Origin of the sequence: Pseudomonas sichuanensis, assembly GCF_024749065.1 — a bacterium.
GTDB classification, from domain to species: Bacteria; Pseudomonadota; Gammaproteobacteria; order Pseudomonadales; family Pseudomonadaceae; genus Aquipseudomonas; species Aquipseudomonas sichuanensis.
This window is the reverse complement of the sequence record NZ_CP087185.1, coordinates 1,568,425-1,595,387: the sequence shown is the minus strand read 5'-3', so window position 1 is coordinate 1,595,387 and position 26,963 is coordinate 1,568,425. Positions and strand designations below refer to the sequence as shown.

Sequence of the window (26,963 nt, the reverse complement as noted above, 5' to 3'; positions counted from 1 at the left end):
GTGGAAAATGAGCTGTCCCGGGCAACGCTTTTGTGGTGAAATCCCAGCACCCAAGGCCAGCCATTTTCAGAGCTTGTGCGAAAAACAGCAGAAGTACGATCACATAAGCCGAAACAGGCGAAGAGCGGTCGACCATACCTGACCTTGCTGCTTGTAAACGCGCACCACGGCCAGCTCAAGGCAAAGGATCACCCTACTCGTGCCCGCCATGCGAAACCAGGCGCCACTTTTGACTGAAAATGGAACTCCCCTCCTGCAACGCTGGGCCTGCCCCTCTTGAATCCACCTCATTCGCACCAACGACAGGGGCGCACGATCGAGGCCATGCAAATACCGATCATTCTCGGCCGCCAGACGAGCCCAGCCAACCCAAAAGATTCAATATCTCATGCACAGCCGCACAGCTTCTCTAGAGGCACCAGAAATGAGTAACCCTCACCCAACAAACAGAGTTGCACTAGGCACCGTTCAGTTCGGACTTGCCTACGGCATTGCCAACCAGGCAGGCAAAATCCACACCGAAGAAGCCGGGCGCGTGCTGCAGACAGCGCGCGAATCCGGTATCGACACCCTCGACACGGCGATAGCCTACGGCGATAGCGAGTCGGTACTGGGCAGCCTCCCCCTTGCAGGCTTCAATGTGATCAGCAAACTACCTGAAATGCCAGAGGGCATAGTAGATGTGCAGGATTGGGTAAGATCACAGTGTAAGAGCTCCCTGAAGCGCCTCGGCATCCCTCGCCTGCGCGGCCTGCTGCTGCACCGCCCAGAACAGCTTCTGAGCCATAATGGAGAAGCGCTGCACCAAGCACTTCTGGCTGTTCGAGATGAAGGCCTTGTCGAAAAGATTGGTATCTCGGTATACAGCCCCTGCGAGCTGCAAGCATTTGAAAATCGCATGACGTTCGACCTGGTCCAAGCCCCTTTCAATCCAGTGGATCGCCGACTGGCAGAGTCGGGCTGGATGGACAGACTGCATGAGCGGGGGACTGAAATTCACGTTCGCTCCATTTTCATGCAAGGGCTACTGCTCATGCCATCACAGTCGCGACCCACAAAGTTCTCACGCTGGGCGCCGATCTGGAAAGCCTGGGATCTTTGGCTCGAGCAAACTGGACAGACCCCGCTGGAAGCCTGCCTACACTTCGCCCTGTCGTATCCTCAGATCAATCGAGTGATAGTCGGAGTGGACAATGAACAACACTTGCGACAGATCACCCAGATGCCGTCAAACCTGTGCGATATACCCCCCCACTCCGTGAGCTGCTCAGACATTGAGCTACTGAATCCCTCCCTATGGAGCCGCCTATGAAAACGGTTGCGATAGTTCAAGCCCGACTCGGCTCTACACGCCTCCCCGAGAAGGTCATCAAGAAGATCAATGGCACACCCATGATCGAACTTCTTCTCTCCCGCCTTTCTCGTGCCGAGGAACTGGATGAAATTGTCGTTGCCAGCTCCGTAGACCCGCGCAATCAGCCGCTGGTGGAAATGGTGCGCGGGCTTGGATATATCTGCGTGACCGGGAGCGAGAATGACGTGCTTTCCCGGTATTTGCTCGCAGCACACACCTGCAAAGCAGACGTTATCGTGCGCATCACAGGTGATTGCCCACTTGTCGACCCAACCTTGGTCGACACTGCAATTCGCAACTTCCGCGAAGCCAACGTCGACTACTATAGCAATGTATCCCCCCCCACCTTTCCCGACGGCCTGGACATCGAAGTATTCACCACTGCCGCACTGGAGCGGGCAGGCCGTGAGACCGACAACCTTTTCGACCACGAGCATGTGACCCCCTATCTCCGGGAGGCACAAGGCTACCGACGTGCCGCCATGCAGCATTCGACCGACCTTTCAGCACTGCGCTGGACCGTCGACGAGCCGGCGGACCTGAAGGTCGTTACCAACGTATTTGAGCATTTCTCCCCTGACATCCATTTCGGCTGGCTTGAGATTCTGGAACTCCAGAACAGACAGCCGGAGACCTTTACCGCGAATGCAGCACTCATTCGAAATCAAGGAGCGGCAATGAGTACCGGTCAAAAGCTTTGGAAACGCGCCAAGCAGGTTATTCCAGGCGGCAACATGCTTCTCTCGAAGCGCGCTGAGATGTTCCTGCCCGAGCAATGGCCCGCCTATTTCAGCAAGGCGAAAGGGTGCGAGGTCTGGGACCTCGACAACAACAAGTTCATCGATATGTGCATCATGGGTGTCGGTACCAACAGCCTTGGCTATGGCCACCCCGAGGTTGACGATGCCGTCCGCAGTGTCATCGACAATGGCAACATGTCCACCTTCAACTGCCCCGAGGAAGTCTATCTCGCCGAAAAACTCGTCGAACTGCATCCCTGGGCGGATATGGTTCGCTTCGCGCGCTCGGGCGGCGAAGCGAATGCCATCGCAATTCGAATTGCACGTGCAGCCTCCGGCAAGGATAAAGTCGCCGTCTGCGGCTACCATGGCTGGCACGACTGGTACCTCTCCGCAAATCTTGGCAGCGAGGAGAACCTCGCCGGACACCTGCTCCCTGGCCTCGAACCCAATGGTGTTCCGGGCAACCTGCGCGGCACAGTGTTCCCCTTCAATTACAATAACTTCTCCGAGCTTGAGACGCTGGTCAACACCCACGACATCGGCGTCATCAAAATGGAAGTGGTTCGTAACATGGGGCCGGAAGATAATTTCCTGCACAAAGTCCGCAAGCTGGCCACCGACCGCGGCATCGTACTGATATTTGACGAGTGCACCTCCGGCTTCCGAGAGTCCTTTGGCGGACTGCACAAGAACTACGGTGTAGAACCCGACATGGCCATGTTCGGCAAGGCCTTGGGCAATGGTTACGCGATTACCGCCACTATTGGTCGTCGCGAGGTCATGGAAGCCGCCCAGAACACCTTTATTAGCAGCACTTTCTGGACCGAGCGAATTGGCCCAGCAGCAGCCTTGAAAACACTGGAGATCATGGAGCGGGTAAAGTCCTGGGAGACCATTACACGCAGCGGACTCGATATTCGCGCCGGCTGGCAAAAACTCGCCGACAAACATGAACTGTCAATCAGCCACTGGGGTTTACCCGCACTGACCGGTTTCAGCTTCAACAGCGAGAAGGCACTGCACTACAAGACCCTGATCACTCAGGAAATGCTGCAAAAGGGCTATCTGGCAAGCAATGCTGTTTACGTCTCCACCGAGCACACCCCCGAGCTGATAGCCGGCTATTTCGAAGCGCTCGACCCGATCTTCCATCTGATCAAAGAATGCGAGGAAGGCAGATCAGTGGATGCACTGCTGCAAGGGCCGGTATGCCACGGCGGTTTCAAGCGCCTTAACTGACCTGCAAGATCACCTTCGACGAGCAATCGAAGAATGGTGATCTTCCATACCACCGAGAACTCTCCGGCAGCCCCGGCAAGATAGCCAGATGCGCCCGCCAGGGCTGACCAGAGAGCAAACAACCTCAAAATCAAGTTAATGTAACACTCACCTCGCCCCCCAATTCTGCGTAGCGCGCAACCAAGAGTCGAGCCAACGCCTTCTTGGCCCCTACTTCTCCATGCACAAGCACAACCCGCCTTGACGGCACCAAGCCCCCCATGGCAAACCGCACCAGCTCCCCCTGATCCGCATGCCCGGAGTACCCGGCCAAAGTCATTACCTTGGCGCGAATTTCGTACAACCGCCCATCCAGATCGATCGACACGAAGCCCTCAGCCCCCTCGCTGGCTTGGATTACCGCCCCTGGCGTACCTTTGGCCTGAAACCCGACGAACATGACCTCATGGCGCGCATCCCCGAGCATGGCCTTGAGGTAATTGACAATCCGCCCACCCGAGCACATGCCATTACCCGCGATCACGATAGCCGGGCGACCGGTACTCTTGAGGTAGTTGACGACCTGTTGATGCCGGGCATGGGAGTCGACCGTAATGAGCTGGCGAAACCCCAACGGATCACGCCCCTGAACCAAGCGCTCCCTGGCCTCGGAACGCCAGAATTGATGCAACTCCCTGTACACACGGGTAACCCGCTGAGCCTGCGGAGAGTCGAGAACCACAGGCAGACGGGCCCAGTCAGGGAAGTCACCAGCGACCTCGCCGGCCGGCTTGTTCAACAGATTCTTGTGATGGAGCAGATCCTCCAGCTCATAGAGCAACTCCTGAGTCCTGCCAAGACTGAAAGCAGGGATCAGGATCGTGCCCTGATCAATCAAGGCACGGTCAATAGCCGCCTCCAACTGCTGACGCCGCCCACTGCGATCCGGATGCAGGCGATCGCCATAGGTGCTTTCCAACACCAGCACATCAGCGCGCTCGGGTGGCAGCAACGGGCGCAACAATGGATTGCCGCAGGTTCCTAGATCACCCGAGAAGACCACTCGAGTACTGCTGCCATCCAGTTCCACCTCGCACTCGATATACGCCGAGCCAAGCAGATGCCCTGCCCGCTGAAGCCGGATACTGCAACGCAGCGCCGGACGCTCGACGAGCACATGCCAGCACTCGAACGGCACCGGGACAATATGCTGCTCCAGGAATGCCACGTACCGAGCCACCTGCTTTGGCTCATTGCTGACCCCAAGCCTGTACGCGTCCTCCAGGACGATCGGCAACAACCTGGCCGATGGCTCACTACAAAAGATGGGGCCACGAAAGCCTGCAGCAAAAAGGGCAGGTATGCGCCCAACGTGATCAAGATGGACATGGGTGACGATCAAGGCCTGGATGCCGGAGACATCGAAGCCGAGCGTGGCGTTAGGCACCCCAGGCGCGACCTCCAACCCTTGCTCCAGCCCGCAATCAATCAGCAGGCTGGTGACAGGATCGAGATGAAGCTGATGACAGGAGCCGGTTACCCCGCGGGTACCGCCATGATGGGAAATCGAGGGAAAGTGCATTCTGCTGAGTCCTTCGGCAGGCTGGGAAGAGGTGATCCATTAACCCATCCCTTCAACCCGCGACAAAGAACGCGAATGCGCCGACATCAGTGAGAAAAGTCTCAACTCCCGGAAAGCATTTCCCGGCGTACTGCTGCGCGGATCCTGCGCTTACCCTGCATCAGCCCATAGGCCCCGAGCAGCGGCCCTACCGCCAGCCCGACCACCAGCGCAGCCAGCACCAGCACGGCTACCGGCATCTGCGGTGCGGACCAACCGAACAATACCAGGGCAACCGACTGCTGGTTCTCCAGCACGAAGAACACCACCACCGCCGCCAGCAGCAGCACGAACAGCACCACCAAGGCGCGCTTGAGATTACGCATCAGAGTGTTCCTTGCATTCAGATAGGTTCGTGCTCGTCTTCATTGACGCGATCCCGCAGCTCTTTGCCCGGTTTGAAGTGCGGCACGAATTTGCCTTCGAGGCTGACCGACTGGCCGGTCTTGGGGTTGCGGCCTACCCGCGGAGCGCGGTAGTGCAAAGAGAAGCTGCCGAAGCCGCGAATCTCGATGCGATCCCCGGTCGCCAGGCACTGCGACATCTGTTCAAGCATGGTCTTGATGGCCAACTCGACGTCCTTGGACGAGAGCAGCCCCTGATGGGTGACAATACGTTCGATCAGCTCCGACTTCGTCATATTTTTCCCTTCGTTATCAAGCAGCTAGATCATTGCTTAATCAGTTTGTAGCACGCCCCGGCACATTTGAACAGGGTAGTTCTTGACTAAAAGAAAAAATTCAAGATAAGGCTACAATCCGCCTCAACGGTGACTACCGATAGCCCAGAGCGGGAACTACTGAACTGCAGGCACAAAAAAGGGCGACCGAAGTCGCCCTTTTTCTTACCGATCAAACAGAACTCAGTTCTGCTTGGCCATTGCTTCGCGCAGCAGCGCAGCCATGGTGGTATCGGCAGCCGCTTCCGGAGCGTTTTTCAGGCTCTGGATGGCTTCGCGCTCTTCAGCATCGTCCTTCGACTTGATGGACAGGCTGATGACGCGGGACTTGCGGTCGACGCTGATGATCTTGGCTTCGATCTCTTCGCCTTCCTTCAGCACGTTACGGGCGTCTTCAACGCGGTCACGGCTGATTTCGGAAGCTTTCAGAGTAGCTTCGATGTCGTCGGCCAGGGTCACGATAGCGCCCTTGGCGTCAACTTCCTTGACGATACCTTTGACGATAGCGCCCTTGTCGTTGATCGAAACGAAGTTGGAGAACGGATCGTCTTCCAGCTGCTTGATGCCCAGGGAGATGCGCTCGCGCTCTGGGTCAACCGACAGGATGACGGTTTCCAGCTCGTCGCCCTTCTTGAAGCGACGCACGGCTTCTTCGCCAGCTTCGTTCCAGGAGATGTCGGACAGGTGAACCAGACCGTCGATGCCGCCGTCCAGACCGATGAAGATACCGAAGTCGGTGATCGACTTGATGGTACCGGTGATCTTGTCACCCTTGTTGAACTGGCCGGAGAAGTCTTCCCATGGGTTGGACTTGCACTGCTTGATGCCCAGGGAGATACGACGACGCTCTTCGTCGATGTCCAGAACCATGACTTCCACTTCGTCGCCAACCTGAACGACTTTCGACGGGTGGATGTTCTTGTTGGTCCAGTCCATTTCAGAAACGTGTACCAGACCTTCAACGCCTTCTTCCAGCTCAGCGAAGCAGCCGTAGTCGGTCAGGTTGGTAACGCGAGCAGTGACGCGAGTGCTCTCTGGGTAACGGGCTTTGATAGCAACCCATGGGTCTTCACCCAGTTGCTTCAGACCCAGCGAAACGCGGTTGCGCTCGCGATCGTACTTCAGGACCTTGACGTCGATCTCGTCGCCAACGTTGACGATCTCGGACGGGTGCTTGATACGCTTCCAGGCCATGTCGGTGATGTGCAGCAGACCATCGACGCCGCCCAGGTCAACGAACGCACCGTAGTCGGTGAGGTTCTTGACGATACCTTTGACCTGCTGGCCTTCCTGCAGCGATTCCAGCAGAGCTTCGCGCTCGGCGCTGTTTTCGGCTTCCAGGACGCTGCGACGGGAAACGACAACGTTGTTGCGCTTCTGGTCCAGCTTGATGACCTTGAATTCCAGCTCTTTGCCTTCGAGGTGGGTGGTGTCGCGCACTGGGCGGACATCAACCAGGGAGCCCGGCAGGAACGCACGGATGCCGTTAACGTCGACAGTGAAGCCGCCTTTAACCTTACCGTTGATAACGCCCTTGACCACTTCTTCAGCAGCGAAAGCAGCTTCCAGAACAATCCAGCACTCAGCGCGCTTGGCTTTTTCACGGGACAGCTTGGTTTCGCCGAAGCCGTCTTCGACCGCGTCCAGCGCAACGTGAACTTCGTCACCGACCTTGATGGTCAGTTCGCCAGCTTCGTTGTAGAACTGCTCGAGCGGGATGACACCCTCGGACTTCAGGCCAGCGTGTACGGTAACCCAGTCGCCGTCGATGTCGACAACGATACCGGTGATGATGGCACCCGGCTGAAGATTGAGGGTTTTCAGGCTTTCTTCAAAGAGTTCTGCAAAGCTTTCGCTCATTTTAATTCCTGTAGATTCGGGCGAAAAAGACGCCCACAGCCACATTCCAGACAATGTGGGTTTCGTTAAGTTAAGAAGTGCTGACAGGACGATGACTGGTGCCCCTGCCCGCTCTCCTCTCCATCAGGCCAAGTCGCGCAGGGCGAGCTCGCTTCTGATGCGTTGCAGCACCTGCTCGATGGACAACTCCGTGGAATCCAGCTGGATCGCATCGGCCGCCGGCTTGAGCGGGGCCACTGCGCGCTGGGTGTCACGCTCATCACGCGCACGGATCTCATCTAGCAGACTCGACAGACTAACATCTTCGCCCTTGCCCTTCAACTGCAGGTAACGGCGACGGGCACGCTCCTCGGCACTGGCGGTGAGGAACACCTTCAACGGCGCGTCCGGGAACACCACCGTACCCATGTCACGGCCATCGGCGATCAGCCCGGGCGCCTCGCGGAAAGCCCGCTGGCGCTGCAGCAGCGCCTCACGCACGGCCGGCAGCGAGGCGACCATCGAGGCGCCGGCACCAACCGTTTCGGTGCGGATGACATTGCTGACATCTTCACCCTCGAGAATGATCTGCTGCAGCTTGCCAGGCTCGGCGGCGATGAACTGCACGTCCAGATGGGCCGCCAGGGCCTTGAGCAGCTCTTCGTTGGTCAGGTCGACACCATGGTTGCTGGCATTGAATGCCAGCAGGCGATACAACGCGCCGGAGTCGAGCAGACGCCAGCCCAGCTCACGGGCCAGCAGCCCTGCGACCGTACCCTTGCCCGAGCCGCTTGGCCCGTCGATGGTGATGACCGGCGCTAGCGAATTCACGACTTGCCCTCTTCTGCGACGCGAATACCGACTTCCTTGCACAGCGCCAGGAAGTTGGGGAACGACGTGGCGACGTTGGCGCAGTCATGAATGACGATCGGTGCAGTGGCGCGCAGCGATGCGACGCTGAACGCCATGGCAATACGGTGATCACCGTGACCGTGCACCTCACCGCCGCCGATCTGGCCGCCATCGATGATGATGCCGTCAGGGGTAGGCTCGCACTTCACGCCCAGCGTGATCAGGCCGTCGGCCATCACCTGGATGCGATCCGATTCCTTGACCCGCAGCTCTTCGGCACCGCGCAGTACCGTACGCCCTTCGGCGCAGGCGGCAGCGACGAACAGCACCGGGAACTCGTCGATGGCCAGCGGCACCAGCTCTTCAGGGATGTCGATACCCTTTAGCTTGGCGCCACGCACACGCAGGTCGGCCACCGGCTCGCCGCCGACTTCACGCTGGTTCTCCAGGGTGATGTCGCCACCCATCAGGCGCAGGATGTCGATCACGCCGGTACGGGTCGGGTTGATGCCGACATGCTCCAGGACCAGCTCGGAACCTTCGGCGATCGAAGCGGCCACCAGGAAGAACGCCGCGGAAGAGATGTCCGCTGGCACTTCGATACGGGTCGCGGTGAGCTTGCCGCCGGACTGCAGCGAGGCGACCGGGCCATTCGACGCAACCGAGTAGCCGAAGCCACGCAGCATGCGCTCGGTGTGGTCACGGGTCGGAGCCGGCTCGGTGACGGTGGTGGTGCCTTCGGCGTACAGGCCCGCCAGCAGCAGGCAGGACTTAACCTGGGCACTGGCCATCGGCAGCGTGTAGGTCAGGGCTTTGAGCTTGGCGCCGCCACGGATGGTCAGCGGCGGACGCCCTTCCGGACCGGTTTCGACCACTGCGCCCATTTCGCGCAGCGGGTTGGCCACGCGGTTCATCGGGCGCTTGGACAGCGAGGCGTCGCCGGTCATGGTCACGTCGAACGGCTGGCCGGCCAGCAGGCCCGAGAGCAGGCGCATCGAGGTGCCGGAGTTACCGACATAGAGCGGGCCAGGCGGCGGCTTCAGGCCATGCAGGCCGACACCGTGAATGGTCACGCGGCCATGTTGCGGGCCCTCGATGACCACACCCATGTCACGGAATGCCTGCAAAGTGGCAAGCGCATCTTCACCTTCGAGGAAGCCTTCGACTTCGGTGGTGCCTTCGGCCAGGGAGCCGAGCATGATCGAACGGTGGGAAATCGATTTGTCGCCCGGTACGCGAATCCGTCCGGATACGCGGCCACCAGGTTGGGCCAGGAAAATCAGGTCGTTGGCGTTCATAGCGTCCACATAGGCCCGGCGGGCAAGGATTTTACTGAAATGCTCGCGGGCAACCCGGGCGCGGGTGAACACACCCAGCAGTTGGTGCCCGTCTCCAGCATCGACCGCGTCGCGCAAGGCGTCGAGGTCGCTGCGAAATGTATCGAGAGTACGCAGGACCGCTTCCCGGTTGGCGAGGAAGATGTCATGCCACATGATCGGGTCGCTGCCGGCGATTCTCGTGAAATCGCGGAAGCCCCCCGCAGCGTACCGGAAGATGTCCAGGTTTTCATTGCGCTTGGCCAGCGAGTCGACCAGGCCGAATGCCAGCAGGTGTGGCAGGTGACTGGTGGCAGCCAGCACTTCGTCGTGGCGCTCCACCGGCATGTGCTCGACATCGGCGTCCAGCGCGCGCCACAGCCGATCGACCAGGGCCAGGGCAGCGGGGTCGGTTTCAGCCAATGGCGTGAGAATGACCTTGTGCCGGCGGAACAGCGCGGCATTGGAAGCCTCCACCCCGCTCTGCTCGGAACCGGCGATCGGGTGGCCCGGGACAAAGCGCGACAGGCCCGCGGCGAAAGCCTCACGGGCGGCGCGCACGACATTGCCCTTGGCGCTGCCGACATCGGTAATGACCGCATTGCCAAGGTCGAGCTGCGCCAGGCGCGCCAGAACCTTCTCCATGGCCAGGATCGGCACGGCCAGCTGGATCACGTCGGCACCGACACAGGCCGCAGCCAGGTCGGCCTCACAGCGATCGACCACACCCAGCACTACCGCCTGCTTGCGCGATTCGGCATCCAGATCGACACCGACCACTTCGCGACACAGGCCGCTCTCGCGCAGGCCTTTGGCGAAAGAGCCACCGATCAGGCCGAGGCCGACGACAACCAGGCGGTTGATCAGTGGAACGGGATTATTTGTTACAGCATTAACCACGAGCGCGAACCCTGTTCAAAAACATGCCAGTCAGTGAGACCGCAGGGGGCTGCTGCGCAACCCATCGCTGGCAAGCCAGCTCCCACAGGGCCGGCGACACACCGATCTTTGTGGGAGCCGGTTTGCCGGCGATGGGCCGCAAAGCGGCCCCAGCAAAATCGATCAAAGCACCGCTTTCGGATAAGAGCCCAACACCTTCAGCGCCACAGCCTCCTGGCTGATCTGCTCGAGCACCGCCTTGATCAGCGGATCGCGGTGATGGCCGACGAAGTCGATGAAGAACACGTAGGTCCACTTGCCACTGCGCGACGGACGGGTCTCGATGCGCGTCAGATCGATGCCGTTCTCATGGAAGGGCACCAGCAGCTCGTGCAGCGCGCCCGGCTTGTTGCTCATGGACACGATGATCGACGTCTTGTCGTCGCCGGTCGGCGGCACTTCCTGGTTACCGATCATCAGGAAGCGCGTGGAGTTGTCCGGGCGGTCCTCGATCTTCTCGGCCAGGCGGGTCAGGCCATACAGGTTCGCCGCCATGTCGCCGGCGATCGCCGCCGAGTTCCACTCACCCTTGACCCGCTTGGCTGCCTCGGCGTTGCTCGAAACCGCCACGCGCTCGACATTCGGGTAATGCGCGTCCAGCCACTTGCGGCACTGGGCCAGCGACTGGGCGTGGGAGTAGATACGAGTGATGCTGTCGGTCTTGGTGTTCTCGCCCACCAGCAGGTGATGGTGGATGCGCAGCTCGACCTCACCGCAGATCACCATGTCGTGCTCGAGGAAGCTGTCCAGGGTATGGCTGACCGCACCTTCGGTGGAGTTCTCCACCGGCACCACGCCGAAGTTGACGGCACCGGCCGCCACTTCGCGGAACACTTCGTCGATGGCCGCCATCGGGCGACTGATCACGGCATGGCCGAAGTGCTTCATGGCCGCGGCCTGGGTGAAGGTCCCCTCGGGGCCGAGGTAGGCGATCTTCAACGGCTCTTCAAGCGCCAGGCACGACGACATGATCTCGCGGAACAACCGCGCCATCTCTTCGTTGCCCAGCGGGCCCTTGTTGCGCTCCATCACGCGCTTGAGCACGGCAGCTTCGCGCTCAGGGCGATAGAACACCGGCTTCTCGCCTTCGGCCAGCGAGGCGGTCTTGACCCGCGCCACTTCTTCGGCGCAGCGCGCGCGGTCGCTGATCAGCTCGAGGATCTTCTCGTCGAGGCTGTCGATGCGTACGCGCAGAGCCTTGAGTTCCTGCTCGGACATCAGCCGTGCTCCTTCTCGAATTCAGCCATGTAACCCACCAACGCCTCGACCGCTTCCAGGCCCAGGGCGTTGTAGATCGAGGCGCGCATGCCGCCAACCGAGCGGTGGCCTTTGAGGTTCAGCAGGCCACGGGCGTCGGCGCCGGCCAGGAAGGCCTTGTCCAGACGCTCGTCGGCCAGGCGGAACGGCACGTTCATCCACGAACGGGCATTGACGCTGATCGGGTTGGTGTAGAACTCGCTGGAGTCGATGAAGCCGTAGAGACGGTCCTTCTTCGCCCGGTTGCGCTGCTCCATGGCCTCGACGCCACCCTGCTCCTTGAGCCACTCGAACACCAGGCCCGAGAGGTACCAGGAATAGGTGGCCGGGGTGTTGTACATCGAGCCGTTATCAGCCGAAACCTTGTAGTCGAGCATGGTCGGGCAGCTGCTGCGGGCACGCCCCAACAGGTCTTCACGCACGATCACCACCACCAGGCCGCTCGGGCCGATGTTCTTCTGCGCACCGGCGTAGATCAGGCCGAACTGCGACACGTCGATCGGGCGCGAGAGGATGTCGGAGGACATGTCGACCACCAGCGGCACGTCACCGGCCTCGGGCACCCAGTCGAACTGCAGGCCACCGATAGTCTCGTTGGAGGCGTAGTGCAGGTAGGCGGCGTTCTTGCTCAGCTGCCACTCGTTCTGGCCCGGGATGGCCAGGTAGTCGTAGGGCTTGGCGCTGGCGGCGACATTGACGTTGCCGAAGCGACGTGCTTCCTCGATGGCCTTTTTCGACCAGATACCGGTCTCGACATAGTCCGCAGTGCCGTTTTCCGGCAGCAGGTTCAGCGGGATCTCGGCGAACTGCTGGCTGGCGCCACCCTGCAGGAACAGCACCTTGTAGTTGGAGGGGACGGACAGCAAGTCACGCAGGTCCTGCTCGGCCTTCTCGGCGATGGCCACGTAGTCGTCGCTGCGATGGCTCATTTCCATCACCGACAGACCCTTGCCGCCCCAGTCCAGCATTTCTGCCTGGGCACGCTGCAGGACGGCATCAGGAAGCGCGGCGGGGCCTGCGCAGAAGTTAAAGGCTCGTTTGCTCACATCCACTCTCGCTCTGCCAAATAGTACAAATCTGCAATCTTCGATACTGCACAGCCCCCTGTGGGAGCGGGTTCACCCGCGAACCCCGGCATGGCCGGGGCTTGCACCGCATCGGCGCCTTCGCGGGCAAACCCGCTGCCACAGGGCATTGCACCGCCCTTCAGGACGCTGCCGACGCTAATCAGTCAAACGGGGCGACCTTGGTCGCCCCGTTCGGGTTGTTGCACTTGCTTACTCTTGCTGCGCCTCTTCAGCGCCGGCACTGTCCTCGTCAGCGGCATCCACCGCGTCGAGCGGTACGCCCTCCTCGCCCGTCTCGATCACATCATCGAGTTCGTCCTCGGATGGCTCCTGGATTCGCTCCAGGCCCACCAACGTCTCGTCGGCAGCCAGCTTGATCAGCGTCACACCCTGGGTGTTACGGCTCAGGCTGGACACCTCGCCAACCCGCGTGCGCACCAGCGTGCCCTGGTCGGAGATCAGCATGATCTCTTCGCCTTCCTGTACCTGGATAGCGCCGACAAGCAGGCCGTTGCGCCCCTTGGTACCCATGGCGATCACGCCCTGGCCACCACGACCGCGACGCGGGAACTTGGACAGCGGGGTACGCTTGCCGAAGCCACGCTCGGAGGCGGTGAGGATCTGCGCGCCGGACTCCGGGATCAGCATCGAGATGATCTGCTGCCCTTTGCCCAGTTTCATGCCACGCACGCCACGGGCGGTACGGCCCATTTCGCGCACGACGCTCTCGGCGAAACGGATCACCTTGCCGGCGTCGGAGAACATCATGACTTCCTTGGCGCCGTCGGTGATGGCCGCGGCGATCAGGGTGTCACCCTCTTTGAGCTTCAGGGCGATCAGGCCATTGGAGCGCGGACGGGCGAACTGCACCAGCGGGGTCTTCTTGACGGTACCGGAGGCGGTGGCCATGAAGATGTAAGCGCCTGTCGCTTCGGCAACCCACTCTGGCGTGTCACCGTCTTCCTCGTCGACCTCCTCGACTTCCACCAGCTCGCCTTCGATCACGCTGTCGTCGCTGTCCTCCAGCTCTTCCTCAGGATCTGCGTGCTGCTGCAGCGCCTCCAGGTCGATCTGCAGCATGGCGGTGATGCGCTCACCTTCTTCCAGCGGCAGCAGGTTGACCAGCGGACGACCGCGAGCGGCGCGGGAAGCCTCTGGGATTTCGTAGGTTTTCTTCCAGTACACCTTGCCCTTGCTGGAGAACAGCAACAGGGTGGCGTGGCTGTTGGCGACCAGCAGGTGTTCGACGTAGTCCTCGTCCTTTACGCCGGTAGCCGACTTGCCCTTGCCACCACGGCGCTGGGCCTGGTACGCGGACAGCGGCTGGGTCTTGGCATAACCACCGTGGGAGATGGTCACCACGCGCTCTTCTTCCGGGATCATGTCGCCGTAGTTGAGGTCATGGCTGGCATTGAGGATCTCGGTGCGACGGGCATCGCCGTACTCGGCGCGAATCGCTTCGAGCTCTTCGCGGATCACTTCCATCAGGCGCTCGGCGCTGCTGAGGATGCGGATCAGCTCGCCGATCTGCTCGAGAATCTCCTGATACTCGGCCAGCAGCTTCTCGTGCTCCAGGCCAGTCAGGCGGTGCAGGCGCAGGTCGAGAATGGCCTGGGCCTGTTCCGGCGACAGGTAGTACTTGCCTTCGCGCAGGCCGTATTGCTCCGGCAGGTCTTCCGGGCGGCACGACTCGGCACCGGCGCGCTCGACCATCACCTGCACGGCGCTGGATTCCCAGGCCATGGCAACCAGCGCTTCCTTGGCCTCGGAAGGCGTCGGCGAAGCCTTGATCAGGGCGATGACCGGGTCGATGTTGGACAGCGCGACAGCCTGGCCTTCAAGGATGTGGCCACGCTCGCGGGCCTTGCGCAGCTCGAACACGGTACGCCGGGTCACCACTTCGCGGCGGTGACGGACGAAGGCTTCGAGCAGGTCCTTGAGGTTGAGCAGGCGCGGGCGACCGTCGATCAGGGCAACGATGTTGATGCCGAACACGCTCTGCAGCTGGGTCTGCTGGTAGAGGTTGTTGAGCACCACTTCCGGCACCTCGCCGCGACGCAGCTCGATGACGATGCGCATGCCGTCCTTGTCGGACTCGTCGCGCAGCTCGGTGATGCCTTCGATCTTCTTCTCTTTCACCAGCTCGGCGATCTTTTCGATCAGACGCGCCTTGTTCAGCTGGTAAGGCAGCTCGGTGATGACGATCTGCTGGCGACCACCGACCTTGTCGATGTCTTCGATCTCGGAGCGGGCACGCATATAAATGCGGCCACGGCCGGTGCGATAGGCCTCGATGATGCCCTGGCGACCGTTGATCTGGCCGGCCGTCGGGAAGTCCGGGCCCGGGATGAACTGCATCAGCTCATCGACCGTGATATCGGAGTTGTCGATCAGTGCCAGGCAGCCATCGATCACTTCGCCCAGGTTGTGCGGCGGAATGTTGGTGGCCATGCCCACGGCGATACCGCTGGAACCGTTGACCAGCAGATTGGGGATACGGGTCGGCATGACCGCCGGGATCTGCTCGGTGCCGTCGTAGTTGGGCACCCAATCGACGGTCTCTTTGTGCAGGTCGGCCAGCAGCTCGTGGGCCAGCTTGGACATGCGCACTTCGGTGTATCGCATGGCCGCGGCGTTGTCGCCGTCCACCGAACCGAAGTTGCCCTGGCCATCGACCAGCAGGTAACGCAGCGAGAACGGCTGCGCCATACGCACGATGGTGTCGTACACGGCTGTGTCGCCGTGGGGGTGGTACTTACCGATCACGTCACCGACCACACGGGCGGATTTCTTGTACGGCTTGTTCCAGTCGTTGCCCAGTTCGCTCATCGCATACAGAACGCGACGATGCACGGGCTTCAAGCCGTCACGCGCATCGGGCAGCGCTCGCCCGACAATCACGCTCATCGCGTAGTCGAGGTAAGACTGTCTCAGTTCGTCTTCGATATTGACCGGGAGGATTTCTTTGGCCAGTTCGCCCATGAGAAGCCTGATTCCTTTTTCTGGTGAAACTTCGCCTGATCCCTCGAAGGACGAACGAAGCTCGCCGCCGCAGCGCATAGGGGTGCGACGACATACGACAAATCAATGAGTTGTACCATGGATCTGCGCAATGAAGGCCGCTTCAACGAGCGGCCTTGGAAACTGCCGGATGTTACCACAAAGGCTGGGCGCATGGGAGATATGGCAGGATGCCGCCGTGCCCCGCAACAGCCCCATCCGTTTGGAGAGGGCGAAGCTGCTGAAAACTCCTCAATGCAGGCGTTTGCGGCACATCAACTGGGCGATTTTCGCGGTATCCGGGCGCTCGACGACGCCCCTTTCGGTAACGATCACATCGATCAGGTCGGCCGGGGTGACATCCACCACCGGGTTGTAGGCCTCGACATCGGCCGTCACCTGGATGCCTTCCACCTCCAGCAGCTCCTCTTCACCGCGCACTTCCAGCGGGATGTCTTCGCCCGTGGCCAGGTTCAGGTCGATGCTGGTGCTCGGCGCCACCACCATGAAGCGCAAGCCATGGTGCATCGCCGTGACGGCCATCTGATAGGTGCCGATCTTCGCCGCCACGTCGCCATTGGCGGCGATACAGTCGGCACCGACCACCACCCAGGTAATGCCCTTGACCTTCATCAGGTGCCCGGCGGCAGAATCGGCGACCACAGTCACCGGCACGCCATCGGCAGCCAACTCCCAGGCCGTCAGGCGCGAGCCCTGCAACCACGGGCGCGATTCACAGGCGTAGACCCGCTCGACCATGCCTTCCAGCGCCGCACCCCGGATCACCCCCAGCGCGGTACCGAAACCACCGCTGGCCAGCGCCCCGGCATTGCCATGGGTCAGCAGCACCTGCTCGCTGCCCTGGTGCTTGCGGATCTGCTCGACACCGAACTGGGCCATGGTCAGGTTGGCCTCCCGATCGCTTTCATGGATGGCGACCGCCTCGGCCTCCAACGCCGCCAGCACGTCCTCATCGGGGCGAAGGCGCTGCAGGCGTTCGCGCATTCGGTTGAGCGCCCAGAACAGATTGGCCGGCGTCGGGCGCGCCTCGCCCAGCATCATGAAGTCTTCTTCCAGGGCCTCTTCCCAGCCGTCGCCTTCCGCCAGCCGCTGACGCAACGCCAGCACCAGCCCGTAGGCGGCGCAGATGCCGATTGCCGAAGCGCCGCGCACGGCCATGTCGCCGATCGCCTCGACCACCGCCGCAACGTCGGTGCAGGTCAGCCAATGCTGCTCGAGCGGCAGCAGGCGCTGGTCGAGCAGGTGCAACGCGCCGTCGCGCCACTGGATGCCCGTCACCGTCTCCGCCGCCAAAAGTTGCTCGCGCATCGCCTCTCCCCGTCGCCCTGGCATCAAAAGCCGGCGATTATAGCGACCCTCAGCCCCGGACGCTCGGGTATACTGCGCGTTTAGCCGAACCGACCCAGGTATATGCCGCGCATGCCCACCGCCACTCCCCCTCTCGACCTGCTGCTCGTACCGCAATGGCTGGTGCCCGTGGAGCCGGCGGGGGTGGTGCTGACGGGGCACGCGCTGGGCATTCGCGACGGCCTGATCGCCTGGCTCGGCCCGCGCGAGCGGGCACCCCGGGCAAACGAGGTGCGCGAGCTGCCCGACTGCCTGCTCAGCCCCGGGCTGGTCAATGCCCACGGCCATGCCGCCATGAGCCTGTTCCGCGGGCTGGCCGACGACCTGCCGTTGATGACCTGGCTCCAGGAGCACATCTGGCCGGCGGAGGGGCGCTGGGTCGACGAAGCATTCGTGCGCGACGGCACCGACCTGGCCATCGCCGAGCAGCTCAAGGGCGGCATCACCTGCTTCGCCGACATGTATTTCTTCCCCCGCGAAGCCTGTGACCGCGTGCACCGCAGTGGCATCCGCGCACAGATCGCCGTGCCCCTGCTGGACTTCCCGATCCCTGGCGCACGCACCCCGGAAGAAGGCCTGCAGCTGGCCATCGAGCTGTTCGGCGACCTGCGCCACCACCCGCGCATCAGCATCGCCCTCGGCCCGCACGCGCCCTACACGGTCAGTGACCAGAACCTGGAAAAGATCCGCATCATCGCCGACCAGCTCGACGCGCCGCTGCACATGCACATCCACGAGACCGCCAGTGAAGTCGAGCAGGCGCTCAACGACACCGGCGAGCGCCCGCTGGCGCGCCTTGCTCGCCTGGGCCTGCTCGGCCCCAACCTGCAGGCGGTGCACATGACCCAGGTCAGCGACGAAGACTTGGCGCTGCTGGTAGAAAGCAACACCAGCGTGGTCCACTGCCCGGAATCCAACCTCAAGCTGGCCAGCGGCTTCTGCCCGGTGGAGCGCCTGTGGCAGGCCGGCGTGAACGTGGCCGTCGGTACCGATGGCGCGGCCAGCAACAACGACCTCGACCTGCTCGGCGAAACCCGCACCGCCGCCCTGCTGGCCAAGGCCGTCGCCGGCAGCGCCACCGCCCTGGATGCCCACCGGGCACTGCGCATGGCCACGCTCAATGGCGCCCGGGCGCTGGGCCTTGAGGACGTGACCGGCTCACTGGAGCCGGGCAAGGCCGCCGACCTGGCCGTGTTCGACCTGTCCGGCCTGGCCCAGCAACCCGTGCACGACCCGGTTTCGCAACTGATCTACGCCACCGGCCGCGACTGCGTCAAGGACGTCTGGGTCGCCGGCCACCCCCTGGTGCAGGACCGCCACCTGACGCGGATGGACGAGCAGGCCCTGGCCGCCACGGCCCGCGCCTGGGGAACCCGCATCGGCGGGCGCAACGAATGACTGGCTGGCAGCCACGGCTGCCGCCCCGTGACACTCTTTATCGAAGTTTCAGAGGACTGTTCAGATGAGCAACGTCGACCACGCCGAAATCGCCAAGTTCGAAGCCCTGGCCCACCGCTGGTGGGACCGCGAAAGCGAGTTCAAGCCCCTGCACGACATCAACCCGTTGCGCGTCAACTGGATCGACGAACGAGTCAGCCTGGCTGGCAAGAAAGTGCTCGACGTCGGCTGCGGCGGCGGCATCCTCAGTGAAGCGATGGCCCAGCGCGGCGCCACCGTCACCGGTATCGACATGGGCGAGGCACCGCTGGCGGTGGCCCAGTTGCACCAGTTGGAGTCCGGCGTCGAAGTCGAATACCGGCAGATCACCGCCGAGGCCCTGGCCGAGGAAATGCCCCAGCAGTTCGACGTGGTCACCTGCCTTGAAATGCTCGAGCACGTGCCCGACCCGTCCTCGGTGATCCGCGCCTGCTACCGCATGGTCAAGCCCGGCGGCCAGGTGTTCTTCTCGACCATCAACCGCAACCCCAAGGCCTACCTGCTGGCCATCGTCGGCGCCGAGTACATCCTCAAGATGCTGCCGCGCGGCACCCATGACTTCAAGAAGTTCATCCGCCCCTCCGAACTGGGCGCCTGGAGCCGCGCTGCCGGCCTGGAAGTGAAGGACATCATCGGCCTCACCTACAACCCGCTGACCAAGCACTACAAGCTGAACAACGACGTCGACGTCAACTACATGATCCAGACCCTGCGCGAGGAATGAGCATGCGCCTGCGAGCAGTACTCTTCGACATGGATGGCACCCTGCTGGACACCGCGCCGGACTTCATCGCCATCTGCCAGGCGATGCTTGCCGATCGCGGCCTGCCGGCCATCGACGACGCGCGCATCCGCGACGAGATTTCCGGCGGCGCCCGCGCCATGGTGGCCGCAACCTTCGCCATGGACCCGGACGCCGACGGCTTCGAGGCCCTGCGCCAGGAGTTCCTCGAGCGCTACCAGCGCGACTGCGCGGTGCACAGCAAGCTGTTCGACGGCATGGCCGAGCTTTTGGCCGACATCGAGCGCGGCAACCTGCTGTGGGGCGTGGTCACCAACAAGCCGGTGCGTTTCGCCGAGCCGATCATGCAGCGCCTGGGCCTGGCCGAGCGCTCGGCGCTGCTGATCTGCCCCGAGCACGTGAAGCGCAGCAAGCCCGACCCGGAGCCGATGATCCTCGCCTGCAAGACGCTGAACCTGGACCCGGCCAGCGTGCTGTTCGTCGGTGACGACCTGCGCGATATCGAGTCTGGCCGCGATGCCGGCACCCGCACCGCCGCCGTGCGCTATGGCTATATTCATCCACAGGACAACCCCAACAACTGGGGCGCCGATGTGGTGGTGGACCACCCGCTGGAGCTGCGCAAGGTGATCGACAGCGCGCTGTGCGGCTGCTGATTTCAAGTCGCAGCGTCAAGCTTCAAGCCTCAAGAAAGAGCCGCTCCAACACTGATCCGCTTTCTCTTGTAGCTTGCCGCTTATAGCTTGCAGCTCATATCCAAGGACAGACCTATGTTCGACTACACCGCCCGCCCCGACCTGCTCAAAGGCCGGATCATCCTGGTCACCGGCGCCGGTCGCGGCATCGGCGCCGCCGCCGCCAAGGCCTATGCCGCCCTGGGCGCCACGGTCCTGCTGCTGGGCAAGACCGAAGCCAACCTCAACGAGGTCTACGACCAGATCGAAGCCGCCGGCCATCCGCAACCAGCGGTCATCCCGTTCAACCTGGAAACCGCCCTGCCGCACCAGTACGACGAACTGGCGGTGATGATCGAGGAGCAGTTCGGCCGCCTCGACGGCCTGCTCAACAACGCCTCGATCATCGGCCCGCGCACGCCGATGGAGCAGCTGTCGGGCGACAACTTCATGCGGGTGATGCACATCAACGTCAACGCCACCTTCATGCTCACCAGCACCCTGCTGCCGCTGCTCAAGCTGTCGGACGACGCCTCGGTGGTGTTCACCTCCAGCAGCGTCGGGCGCAAGGGCCGGGCCTACTGGGGCGCCTATGGCGTGTCGAAGTTCGCCACCGAAGGGCTGATGCAGACCCTGGCCGACGAGCTGGAAGGTGTGGCGCCGGTACGCGCCAACAGCATCAACCCGGGCGCCACGCGCACGGCGATGCGGGCACAGGCCTACCCGAGCGAGAATCCGCAGAACAATCCGCTGCCCGAAGAGATCATGCCGGTGTATCTGTACCTGATGGGGCCAGATAGCAAGGAAGTGAACGGCCAAGCGCTGAACGCGCAATAAACCCTGGATTGCCGGGGCCGCGGTGCGGCCTTTCGCCGGCAAGCCGGCTCCCACAGGGTTTATGCGATCCCGTGGGAGCCGGCTTGCCGGCGATTAGGCCTGCAAACCCAACAACGATCCTCAGCCCGCCGCCAGCGCCGGGCGCACACGCCCTTGCTGGCGCCCTTCCAGCTGCATGCAACGCTCCAGGAACAGGAACATGCAGTCGTAGCTCTTGCAGATCGCCCGGCGCAGTTCGGTGCGCAGCCCCAGCGTAGGGTTCTCCCCCGCCAGGGTGCAGATGATCTCCAGCGCTTCCCACGGGTGCGCATCATCATACTGGGCGTGCATCTTCAGCCACTTCATCGCGCGCTTGCGGGTTTCGTCGGGGAAACCTTGGGCGTAAGTATCATTCGCGCAGACCACCGCCGACCACTCGCCTGTGGCACCTTCGATGGCGTAGTTGGTGGCGGCCATGGCGATGGCCAGTGACTCGGTGGCGCAGACCCGCCAGCACCAGTCGTTGAGGCCGTTGAGCTCTGGCGGCACTTCCTGCGCCTGCAACTCGTGCAGGTGAATACCGTGGGCCTGGCACCAGTGCACCCAGTAGTCGGCATGGTTGAGTTCGACGCGGATATTGCGCATCAGCCAGCGCCGCGCCATGTCTTCACCGGCGTGGCGCCCGTAGCGGGTCTTGGTGAGGTTGTGAGCCATGTACAGCGAGAACTGCTCGACCACCGGCCAACCGCCGATCAGGTACTGGCGCACGGTCGCCGGGCGCAGCTGACCATCGCGCAGGCGCTGGTAGAACTCATGCTCGACCACCCTGCGCTTGCTTTCGCGGCAATCCTCGATCAGTTGCTGGGCCCAATCCGGATAACTGGCCGGATCCATCAAGGGTCCGATCCTTATGAATGAATCAATCACTGTCAGCTCCTTGATTCCCTGTGATTCCCGGGCTGTATTCAGCGAAAGGTCCCCGGCGCCCGGTGCAACAGGGGTCTCGCGGCAATCCGTTGGCGCTGCAGGCTGTCGCAGGTGAACACCTGCGGCCGCTCGATGAGATAACCCTGGGCGTAATCCACGCCGATTTCCTGCAAAGCCTGTTCGATCAACGGCGTCTCGACGAACTCGGCGATGGTGCGCTTGCCCATCACATGACCGATGTGATTGATCACCTCAACCATAGCCCGATTGATCGGATCGTCGAGCATGTCTTTGACAAAACTTCCGTCGATCTTCAGGAAGTCTACTGGCAAATGTTTCAAATAGGCGAATGACGACATCCCGGCGCAGAAGTCATCGAGGGAGAACTTGCAGCCCAGCCCTTTCAATTCATTGATGAATCGAATTGCGCTTCCAAGATTGGCAATTGCGCTGGTCTCGGTTATTTCAAAACAGATGAGCCGTGGCGGGATATCGAACTCGCCAAACAGCCGTTGCAGGTATTCGAGGAAGTTGTCGTCACCGATACTCGCCCCCGACAGGTTGATCGCGCACAGGGCCAACGGCCCTTCGCGCCCCTCGTCCAGGCATTGGCGGATCACCTGGAACACACTGCGTACCACCCAGCGATCGAGGGCCGTCATCAACCCGTAGCGCTCGGCCGCAGGGATGAAGCTGTTGGGCAGGATGGTGCGGCCACTTTCATCGTGCAGACGCAGCAGGATCTCGATATGGCCGGGGCCTTCCTGCCCTTGCAGGGGGGCGATTTCCTGGGCGTACAGGCAGAAGCGGTTCTCCTCCAGCGCCACATGCAGGCGCTGGATCCAGGCCATCTCGCCAAAGCGCATGGACAGCTCGCTGTCGTCGGCGTGATACACCTGGACCCGGTTGCGTCCTTTCTCCTTGGCCATGTAGCAGGCCATGTCGGCAGCCCGCAGCGACGCCTCCAGGGTGCTCGGCGCCTGGGCGATATGCACCAGACCAATACTCACGGTGGTGACGAATGGCCGGCCCTTCCACACGAAATGCAGGCTTTGCACCACCTGGCGCAACTGCTCGGCAATGCGCTCGGCCTGCTCCGGCGGGCAGTTCTCCAGCAATACGCCGAATTCGTCGCCGCCCAGGCGCGCCAGGGTGTCACCCTCGCGCAGGCCCGACTGAAGCACCGCGCAGATATGCCGCAGCAACTCGTCGCCGGCGGCATGGCCAGAGGTGTCGTTGACCAGCTTGAACTGGTCGAGGTCGAGGAACATCAGCGAGTGGCGCCCCGCCTGGCGCATCAGGCTGTTGAGCGCCTGCTCCAGGCGATATTCGAATTCGCGGCGGTTGGCCAGCCCGGTGAGGGCGTCATGGGTCGCCTGCCAGGACAGGTTGGCGATGTATTGACGCTCCTGGGTCATGTCGTGGAGCACCACGACGATGCCGCTGACCTGGCCGTCGGTGAGTATCGGCGAACCCACCAGGTTGATGGACACCGTGCTGCCATCCAGGCGCTGGATCAACCGGGCATGTTCGTCGCTGCCCTTGAGGCTGCCGCTGAGCACCTGCTCGACCAGGGTCCGGCTGTCCTTCTCGGCGTTCTCGTCGAGCAGGCTGAACAACGCCGCCAGTGGCAGGCCCTCGGCCTGGGCGGCCTGCCAGTGCGTCAGCTGCTCGGCAGCGGGATTCATGAAGGTGATACAGCCATCGACGTCGGTGGTGATCACCGCATCGCCGATCGATTCGAGGGTTACCTGCGCCCGCTCCCGCTCTTCCTGCAAGGCACTGGCGAACGCCTGGCGCTGGGCCAGCAGCTTGCTTGAGCGCAGCCAGGCCATGACGATGAGGAACAGCGCAGTGATCAGGTTGGTGAGCATCAGCACTTTGAGCAGCGCCCGCGAGCCCTCGCCCAGGGCATCGCTGAAGGCCTTGGCCGCCGGGGTCACGCCATCGTTGATGGCGACGATGCGGGCCTTCCATTGCGCCACCTGGCCGGCGTCGACAGCACCGCCGACAAAGCCCTCGCGCATTTCGCCGGCCAGCACATCGAGCTGGCGCAAGTAGTCGTCGCCGATATCCCAGTAATCGATGGCGGTCTGCATGTAGCTGATGTTGCGAAAGTTGCGGTAGAACCAGATGATCCGGGCGACATCGTCCGGGTGGTTGCCGCCCTGCAGGATGCCCTTGCGCGCGGCCTCGATGTCTGGCTCCGGCCGGTCGAGCGCCAGGCGCAGGTTGTGGTCGCCCTGGGGCACCAGAATAGCCTGACGATAGCGTTGGTAGGTCAGCGGATGCCGGTCGTCGGCATACAGGCTCAGGTAGTAGATGGCGTCTTTCTGCGCCTTGGACCACAGGCTTTCCCCCGCCACGTAGGCGCGTACCGAGGACAACGCATAGAGGCTGAGGCTGCCCAGCAGTACCTGGAAGACCACAACGGCGACGAAAGGCCAGATGATGCCCAGCAGCCTTGGCGCTTCGAGAGTCCGATTTCCCTTCATGTAGTCCCTGTCACGGCGGCAGATAAGGCACGAATCGACCTAGACACAGCACAGCGTAGGCCATTTGCCATGAAGCAGCGACAAGCGACAAGCCTCAAGCGACAAGAAAAAGCGCACGCGTTTATCTTGCCGCTTGAGGCTTGCCACTTGCGGCTGTTTTTTCAGGTCTGCTGCAGATGCCCGTACAGTTTGGCGTACAAGCCACCTTCGGCGATCAGTTGCTGGTGGTCGCCATCCTCGGCCACATGCCCGCCATCGAACACCAGCACCCGGTCGGCCTGTTTCACCGCCGACAGTCGATGGGCGATGATCAGCGTGGTGCGCCCGCTGAGGAAACGCGCCAGGGCCAGGTGCAGGTTGTACTCGGTGGCGGCATCCAGCGCCGAGGTGGCCTCGTCGAGAATCACCACCTTGGGCTCGGCCAGCACCATGCGCGCAATCGCCAGGCGCTGACGCTGGCCGCCGGACAGGCGCACCCCGGATCGACCGACCACGCTGTCCAGGCCCTGGGGGAGTGCCGCGATGGTGGCATCCAGCTGGGCGATGCGCAGCGCTTGCCAGCAGGCGTCGTCGCAGCAGTCGCGGCCCATGGTCAGGTTGGCACGCACGCTGTCGTTGAACAGCGATGGGTGCTGCAGCACCACCGCGACGTGCTCGCGCAGGGTCTCCAGGCCGATTTCCTGAAGGCTGGCACCGCCAAAGCGGATGGTCCCGGCCTGAGCGCTGTACAGCCCCAGCAACAGTTGCACCAGGGTGCTCTTGCCACCACCACTGGCGCCGACGATCGCCACCTTCTCACCCGGGGCGATGGACAGGTTCAACTGGTCCAGCACCGGTTCTTCGGCATAGGCAAAACGCAGGTCACGCACCTCGATACCCACCGTTTCACGCCCGGCAAACGGGTCGCTGGCCGCCGGGTACTGCGGCTCGTCGGCGCGCGCCAGCAGCTCGTTGAGCCGGCTCAGGGCGCCACCTGCGGCGTAGTAGGCGTACTGCAGGTTGAGCAGTTGCTCCACCGGGCCGATCATGAACCACAGGTAGCTGAACACCGCCAGCATCTGGCCGATGGACAGGTCGGAGAACAGCACGGTGAGCATGGCGGCGGCACGGAAGATGTCGATGCCGAACTGGAACAAGAGCCCGCTGGCGCGGCCACTGGCATCGCTTTTCCACTGCGAAGCGACAGCGTAGTCGCGCACCTCGCGGGCCCGCAGGCCAAGGCGGCCGAGGAAATAGCCCTGGCGGTTGCCAGCGCGGATCTCCTGGATGGCATCGAGGGTTTCGGTCAACGCCTGGGTGAAGCGTGCAGTGCTGTCGTTCTCGAGTTTTTTCAGGTGCTTGACGCGTTTGCCCAACTGCACGGTGAAGTAGATCACCAGCGGGTTGAACAGCAGGATCAGCAGCGCCAGCTGCCAGTGCATCCAGATCAGGATCGCCGCCGTGCCGGTGAGTGTCAGCACCGCCACCAGGAACCGGCTGAGGGTTTCGCCGACGAACTTGTCGAGGGTATCCAGGTCGGTGACCAGGTGCGTGGTCACCGTGCCGCTGCCCAGGCTTTCATACTCCTGCAGCGAGATACGCTTGAGCCGCTCGATCAGGCGGATGCGCAGGCGGTAGACGATATCCTTGGCCAGGCCCGCGAACAGCTTGGCCTGGACCACGTTGAAGGCCAGCGCTGCCAGGCGCAGGGTCAGCGTGGCGCAGAGCATCAGGCCGATATAACCGGCGGCCACCTGCCAGTTGCTGGGCAGCAGGTGGTTCATCCATTTGAGCGCGGCATCGCCATGCCCTAGCAATACTTCGTCCACCAGCAACGGCAGCAGCAAGGGGATCGGCACACTGCACAGGGCGGCGAACACGGCCACCAGGTTGGCGCTCCACAGGGCTTTTTTGTGGTGCAGGGCCAGGCGGCGGATTTCTGCCCAGCTCAAGCGATCGGGCACAGCGGGGGGCTTCCCGGGCACCGGGTCTGGCGACCCGGGCAGGTCAAGCACAAACAGCCTGCTGCAGCCAACGGCCGAGCAAGGGTTTCAGGCTGTCCAGCGGCTGGTAGCCATTGGTCAGCAAGGCCAACTGGCCGTTGCGCTCGGCCAACAGCGTGGGGAAGCCGGCGATGCCCAGGTCCTGCACCCAGGCGAAGTCGGCCGTGGTGGCGGTGCGGGTGTCGTGGCTGGCGAAGCGCAGGGAGAACAGCTCCCGATCGAACCCGGCCTGCTCAGCCAGCTCGACCAGTTGCGGGGCGCGGGTGACATCCACGCCCTGCTGGTAGAACGACGCCTGGATCAGCTTGAGCAGATGCCAGGCGCGCTGCTCGTCCAGTTCACGCGCCGCAACCAGGGCGCGGCAGGCAGGCTCTGTGTCGTAGACGAAACCGTCCGGCATCGCGTCTTCAAAACGGAACGGTTGCCCGGTGGCGTCATGCACCGCCTGCCAATGCTCGAGGATGTACTTGCGGGTCGAGGCGTCCAGGGCGCTGCCGCCGGTACGCAACCCGCCCGGCACCAGGCGGGTGCTGACACCGGCCTCGCGCGCCTGGGCGATCAGCGCTTCGGCCACCGGGGCGAAACCCCAGCACCAGGAGCACATCGGGTCCATCACATAGAGCAGGCGTGCGGACAT

20 protein-coding genes are annotated in these 26,963 nt (G+C 62.6%); 6 read left to right on the top strand and 14 right to left on the bottom strand.

The window, feature by feature from the left end; genetic code table 11:
- Positions 1 to 424 precede the first annotated feature (424 nt).
- Both LOY51_RS07385 and LOY51_RS07380 read left to right on the top strand, forming a co-directional pair.
- Complete coding sequence (locus LOY51_RS07385) at positions 425 to 1,312, top strand: aldo/keto reductase (RefSeq protein WP_258645474.1); 888 nt, start codon at positions 425 to 427, stop codon at positions 1,310 to 1,312.
- Complete coding sequence (locus LOY51_RS07380; RefSeq protein WP_258645472.1) at positions 1,309 to 3,336, top strand: aminotransferase class III-fold pyridoxal phosphate-dependent enzyme; 2,028 nt, start codon at positions 1,309 to 1,311, stop codon at positions 3,334 to 3,336. Before LOY51_RS07385 ends, LOY51_RS07380 begins: the two co-directional genes overlap by 4 nt.
- A 130-nt stretch (positions 3,337 to 3,466) precedes the next feature.
- Here LOY51_RS07380 and LOY51_RS07375 read toward each other — a convergent pair whose 3' ends face one another.
- The 10 genes from LOY51_RS07375 to mtnA all read right to left on the bottom strand — a co-directional run bounded on the left by LOY51_RS07375 (position 3,467) and on the right by mtnA (position 17,214).
- Positions 3,467 to 4,897, bottom strand: a complete 1,431-nt coding sequence (locus LOY51_RS07375; protein ID WP_258645471.1) for an MBL fold metallo-hydrolase — start codon at positions 4,895 to 4,897, stop codon at positions 3,467 to 3,469.
- 101 nt (positions 4,898 to 4,998) lie between these two features.
- Positions 4,999 to 5,262 carry a lipopolysaccharide assembly protein LapA domain-containing protein gene (locus LOY51_RS07370; RefSeq protein ID WP_125857811.1) on the bottom strand — a complete coding sequence of 88 codons (264 nt, stop codon included), beginning with the start codon at positions 5,260 to 5,262 and terminating at the stop codon, positions 4,999 to 5,001.
- Positions 5,263 to 5,279: 17 nt separating this feature from the next.
- Positions 5,280 to 5,576, bottom strand: a complete 297-nt coding sequence (gene ihfB, locus LOY51_RS07365) for an integration host factor subunit beta (protein ID WP_110992525.1) — start codon at positions 5,574 to 5,576, stop codon at positions 5,280 to 5,282.
- Positions 5,577 to 5,798: 222 nt separating this feature from the next.
- Positions 5,799 to 7,475, bottom strand: coding sequence for a 30S ribosomal protein S1 (gene rpsA, locus LOY51_RS07360; RefSeq protein ID WP_110992524.1), 1,677 nt, complete (start codon positions 7,473 to 7,475; stop codon positions 5,799 to 5,801).
- A 123-nt stretch (positions 7,476 to 7,598) separates the two neighbouring features.
- The gene (gene cmk / locus LOY51_RS07355) at positions 7,599 to 8,285 is read right to left on the bottom strand and encodes a (d)CMP kinase (RefSeq protein WP_258645467.1); all 687 of its coding nucleotides are present in this window, start codon (positions 8,283 to 8,285) and stop codon (positions 7,599 to 7,601) included.
- On the bottom strand, positions 8,282 to 10,522 hold the full coding sequence (locus LOY51_RS07350; protein ID WP_258645465.1) for a bifunctional prephenate dehydrogenase/3-phosphoshikimate 1-carboxyvinyltransferase: 2,241 nt from the start codon (positions 10,520 to 10,522) through the stop codon (positions 8,282 to 8,284). Before LOY51_RS07350 ends, cmk begins: the two co-directional genes overlap by 4 nt.
- 162 nt (positions 10,523 to 10,684) lie before the next feature.
- On the bottom strand, positions 10,685 to 11,779 hold the full coding sequence (gene pheA / locus LOY51_RS07345) for a prephenate dehydratase (RefSeq protein ID WP_110992521.1): 1,095 nt from the start codon (positions 11,777 to 11,779) through the stop codon (positions 10,685 to 10,687).
- A complete protein-coding gene (serC, locus tag LOY51_RS07340) occupies positions 11,779 to 12,864 on the bottom strand; it encodes a 3-phosphoserine/phosphohydroxythreonine transaminase (protein WP_258645463.1) in 1,086 nt (361 codons plus the stop codon). The genes pheA and serC overlap by 1 nt, the downstream gene beginning before the upstream one ends.
- 231 nt (positions 12,865 to 13,095) lie before the next feature.
- Positions 13,096 to 15,867: a DNA gyrase subunit A gene (gyrA, locus tag LOY51_RS07335; RefSeq protein WP_125463102.1), complete on the bottom strand. Its 2,772-nt coding sequence runs from the start codon at positions 15,865 to 15,867 to the stop codon at positions 13,096 to 13,098.
- 270 nt (positions 15,868 to 16,137) lie between these two features.
- A complete protein-coding gene (gene mtnA / locus LOY51_RS07330; protein ID WP_125857809.1) occupies positions 16,138 to 17,214 on the bottom strand; it encodes an S-methyl-5-thioribose-1-phosphate isomerase in 1,077 nt (358 codons plus the stop codon).
- Positions 17,215 to 17,325: 111 nt separating this feature from the next.
- Between mtnA and LOY51_RS07325 the strand changes: the two genes are divergently transcribed.
- The 4 genes from LOY51_RS07325 (at position 17,326) to LOY51_RS07310 (ending at position 20,943) form a co-directional block, all read left to right on the top strand.
- Positions 17,326 to 18,651 carry a TRZ/ATZ family hydrolase gene (locus LOY51_RS07325; protein ID WP_258645461.1) on the top strand — a complete coding sequence of 442 codons (1,326 nt, stop codon included), beginning with the start codon at positions 17,326 to 17,328 and terminating at the stop codon, positions 18,649 to 18,651.
- A 64-nt stretch (positions 18,652 to 18,715) separates the two neighbouring features.
- Positions 18,716 to 19,414, top strand: coding sequence for a bifunctional 2-polyprenyl-6-hydroxyphenol methylase/3-demethylubiquinol 3-O-methyltransferase UbiG (gene ubiG / locus LOY51_RS07320; protein ID WP_110992516.1), 699 nt, complete (start codon positions 18,716 to 18,718; stop codon positions 19,412 to 19,414).
- A gap of 2 nt (positions 19,415 to 19,416) precedes the next feature.
- Complete coding sequence (mupP, locus tag LOY51_RS07315) at positions 19,417 to 20,088, top strand: N-acetylmuramic acid 6-phosphate phosphatase MupP (RefSeq protein ID WP_125463099.1); 672 nt, start codon at positions 19,417 to 19,419, stop codon at positions 20,086 to 20,088.
- Between the two features lie 114 nt (positions 20,089 to 20,202).
- A complete protein-coding gene (locus LOY51_RS07310; protein WP_110992514.1) occupies positions 20,203 to 20,943 on the top strand; it encodes a YciK family oxidoreductase in 741 nt (246 codons plus the stop codon).
- 120 nt (positions 20,944 to 21,063) lie between these two features.
- Here the strand turns inward: LOY51_RS07310 and LOY51_RS07305 are convergent, their stop codons facing one another.
- The 4 genes from LOY51_RS07305 to LOY51_RS07290 all read right to left on the bottom strand — a co-directional run bounded on the left by LOY51_RS07305 (position 21,064) and on the right by LOY51_RS07290 (position 26,963).
- The gene (locus LOY51_RS07305) at positions 21,064 to 21,849 is read right to left on the bottom strand and encodes an iron-containing redox enzyme family protein (protein WP_258645458.1); all 786 of its coding nucleotides are present in this window, start codon (positions 21,847 to 21,849) and stop codon (positions 21,064 to 21,066) included.
- 38 nt (positions 21,850 to 21,887) lie between these two features.
- Positions 21,888 to 24,344: an EAL domain-containing protein gene (locus tag LOY51_RS07300; protein WP_258645456.1), complete on the bottom strand. Its 2,457-nt coding sequence runs from the start codon at positions 24,342 to 24,344 to the stop codon at positions 21,888 to 21,890.
- Positions 24,345 to 24,505: 161 nt separating this feature from the next.
- Positions 24,506 to 26,338, bottom strand: coding sequence for an ABC transporter ATP-binding protein (locus LOY51_RS07295; RefSeq protein WP_258645454.1), 1,833 nt, complete (start codon positions 26,336 to 26,338; stop codon positions 24,506 to 24,508).
- A complete protein-coding gene (locus tag LOY51_RS07290) occupies positions 26,331 to 26,963 on the bottom strand; it encodes a DsbA family protein (protein ID WP_125857805.1) in 633 nt (210 codons plus the stop codon). Before LOY51_RS07290 ends, LOY51_RS07295 begins: the two co-directional genes overlap by 8 nt.

What these genes read in the sequence shown, in the direction of transcription:
- ubiG (WP_110992516.1), top strand. Translation starts at nt 18,716, where the DNA reads ATGAGCAACGTCGACCACGCCGAAATCGCCAAGTTCGAAGCCCTGGCC.
- mupP (WP_125463099.1), top strand. Translation starts at nt 19,417, where the DNA reads ATGCGCCTGCGAGCAGTACTCTTCGACATGGATGGCACCCTGCTGGAC.
- LOY51_RS07385 (WP_258645474.1), top strand. Translation starts at nt 425, where the DNA reads ATGAGTAACCCTCACCCAACAAACAGAGTTGCACTAGGCACCGTTCAG.
- LOY51_RS07370 (WP_125857811.1), bottom strand. Translation starts at nt 5,262, where the DNA reads ATGCGTAATCTCAAGCGCGCCTTGGTGGTGCTGTTCGTGCTGCTGCTG.
- LOY51_RS07325 (WP_258645461.1), top strand. Translation starts at nt 17,326, where the DNA reads ATGCCCACCGCCACTCCCCCTCTCGACCTGCTGCTCGTACCGCAATGG.
- gyrA (WP_125463102.1), bottom strand. Translation starts at nt 15,867, where the DNA reads ATGGGCGAACTGGCCAAAGAAATCCTCCCGGTCAATATCGAAGACGAA.
- mtnA (WP_125857809.1), bottom strand. Translation starts at nt 17,214, where the DNA reads ATGCGCGAGCAACTTTTGGCGGCGGAGACGGTGACGGGCATCCAGTGG.
- ihfB (WP_110992525.1), bottom strand. Translation starts at nt 5,576, where the DNA reads ATGACGAAGTCGGAGCTGATCGAACGTATTGTCACCCATCAGGGGCTG.
- LOY51_RS07290 (WP_125857805.1), bottom strand. Translation starts at nt 26,963, where the DNA reads ATGTCCGCACGCCTGCTCTATGTGATGGACCCGATGTGCTCCTGGTGC.
- LOY51_RS07375 (WP_258645471.1), bottom strand. Translation starts at nt 4,897, where the DNA reads ATGCACTTTCCCTCGATTTCCCATCATGGCGGTACCCGCGGGGTAACC.
- rpsA (WP_110992524.1), bottom strand. Translation starts at nt 7,475, where the DNA reads ATGAGCGAAAGCTTTGCAGAACTCTTTGAAGAAAGCCTGAAAACCCTC.
- LOY51_RS07300 (WP_258645456.1), bottom strand. Translation starts at nt 24,344, where the DNA reads ATGAAGGGAAATCGGACTCTCGAAGCGCCAAGGCTGCTGGGCATCATC.
- LOY51_RS07380 (WP_258645472.1), top strand. Translation starts at nt 1,309, where the DNA reads ATGAAAACGGTTGCGATAGTTCAAGCCCGACTCGGCTCTACACGCCTC.
- LOY51_RS07310 (WP_110992514.1), top strand. Translation starts at nt 20,203, where the DNA reads ATGTTCGACTACACCGCCCGCCCCGACCTGCTCAAAGGCCGGATCATC.
- pheA (WP_110992521.1), bottom strand. Translation starts at nt 11,779, where the DNA reads ATGTCCGAGCAGGAACTCAAGGCTCTGCGCGTACGCATCGACAGCCTC.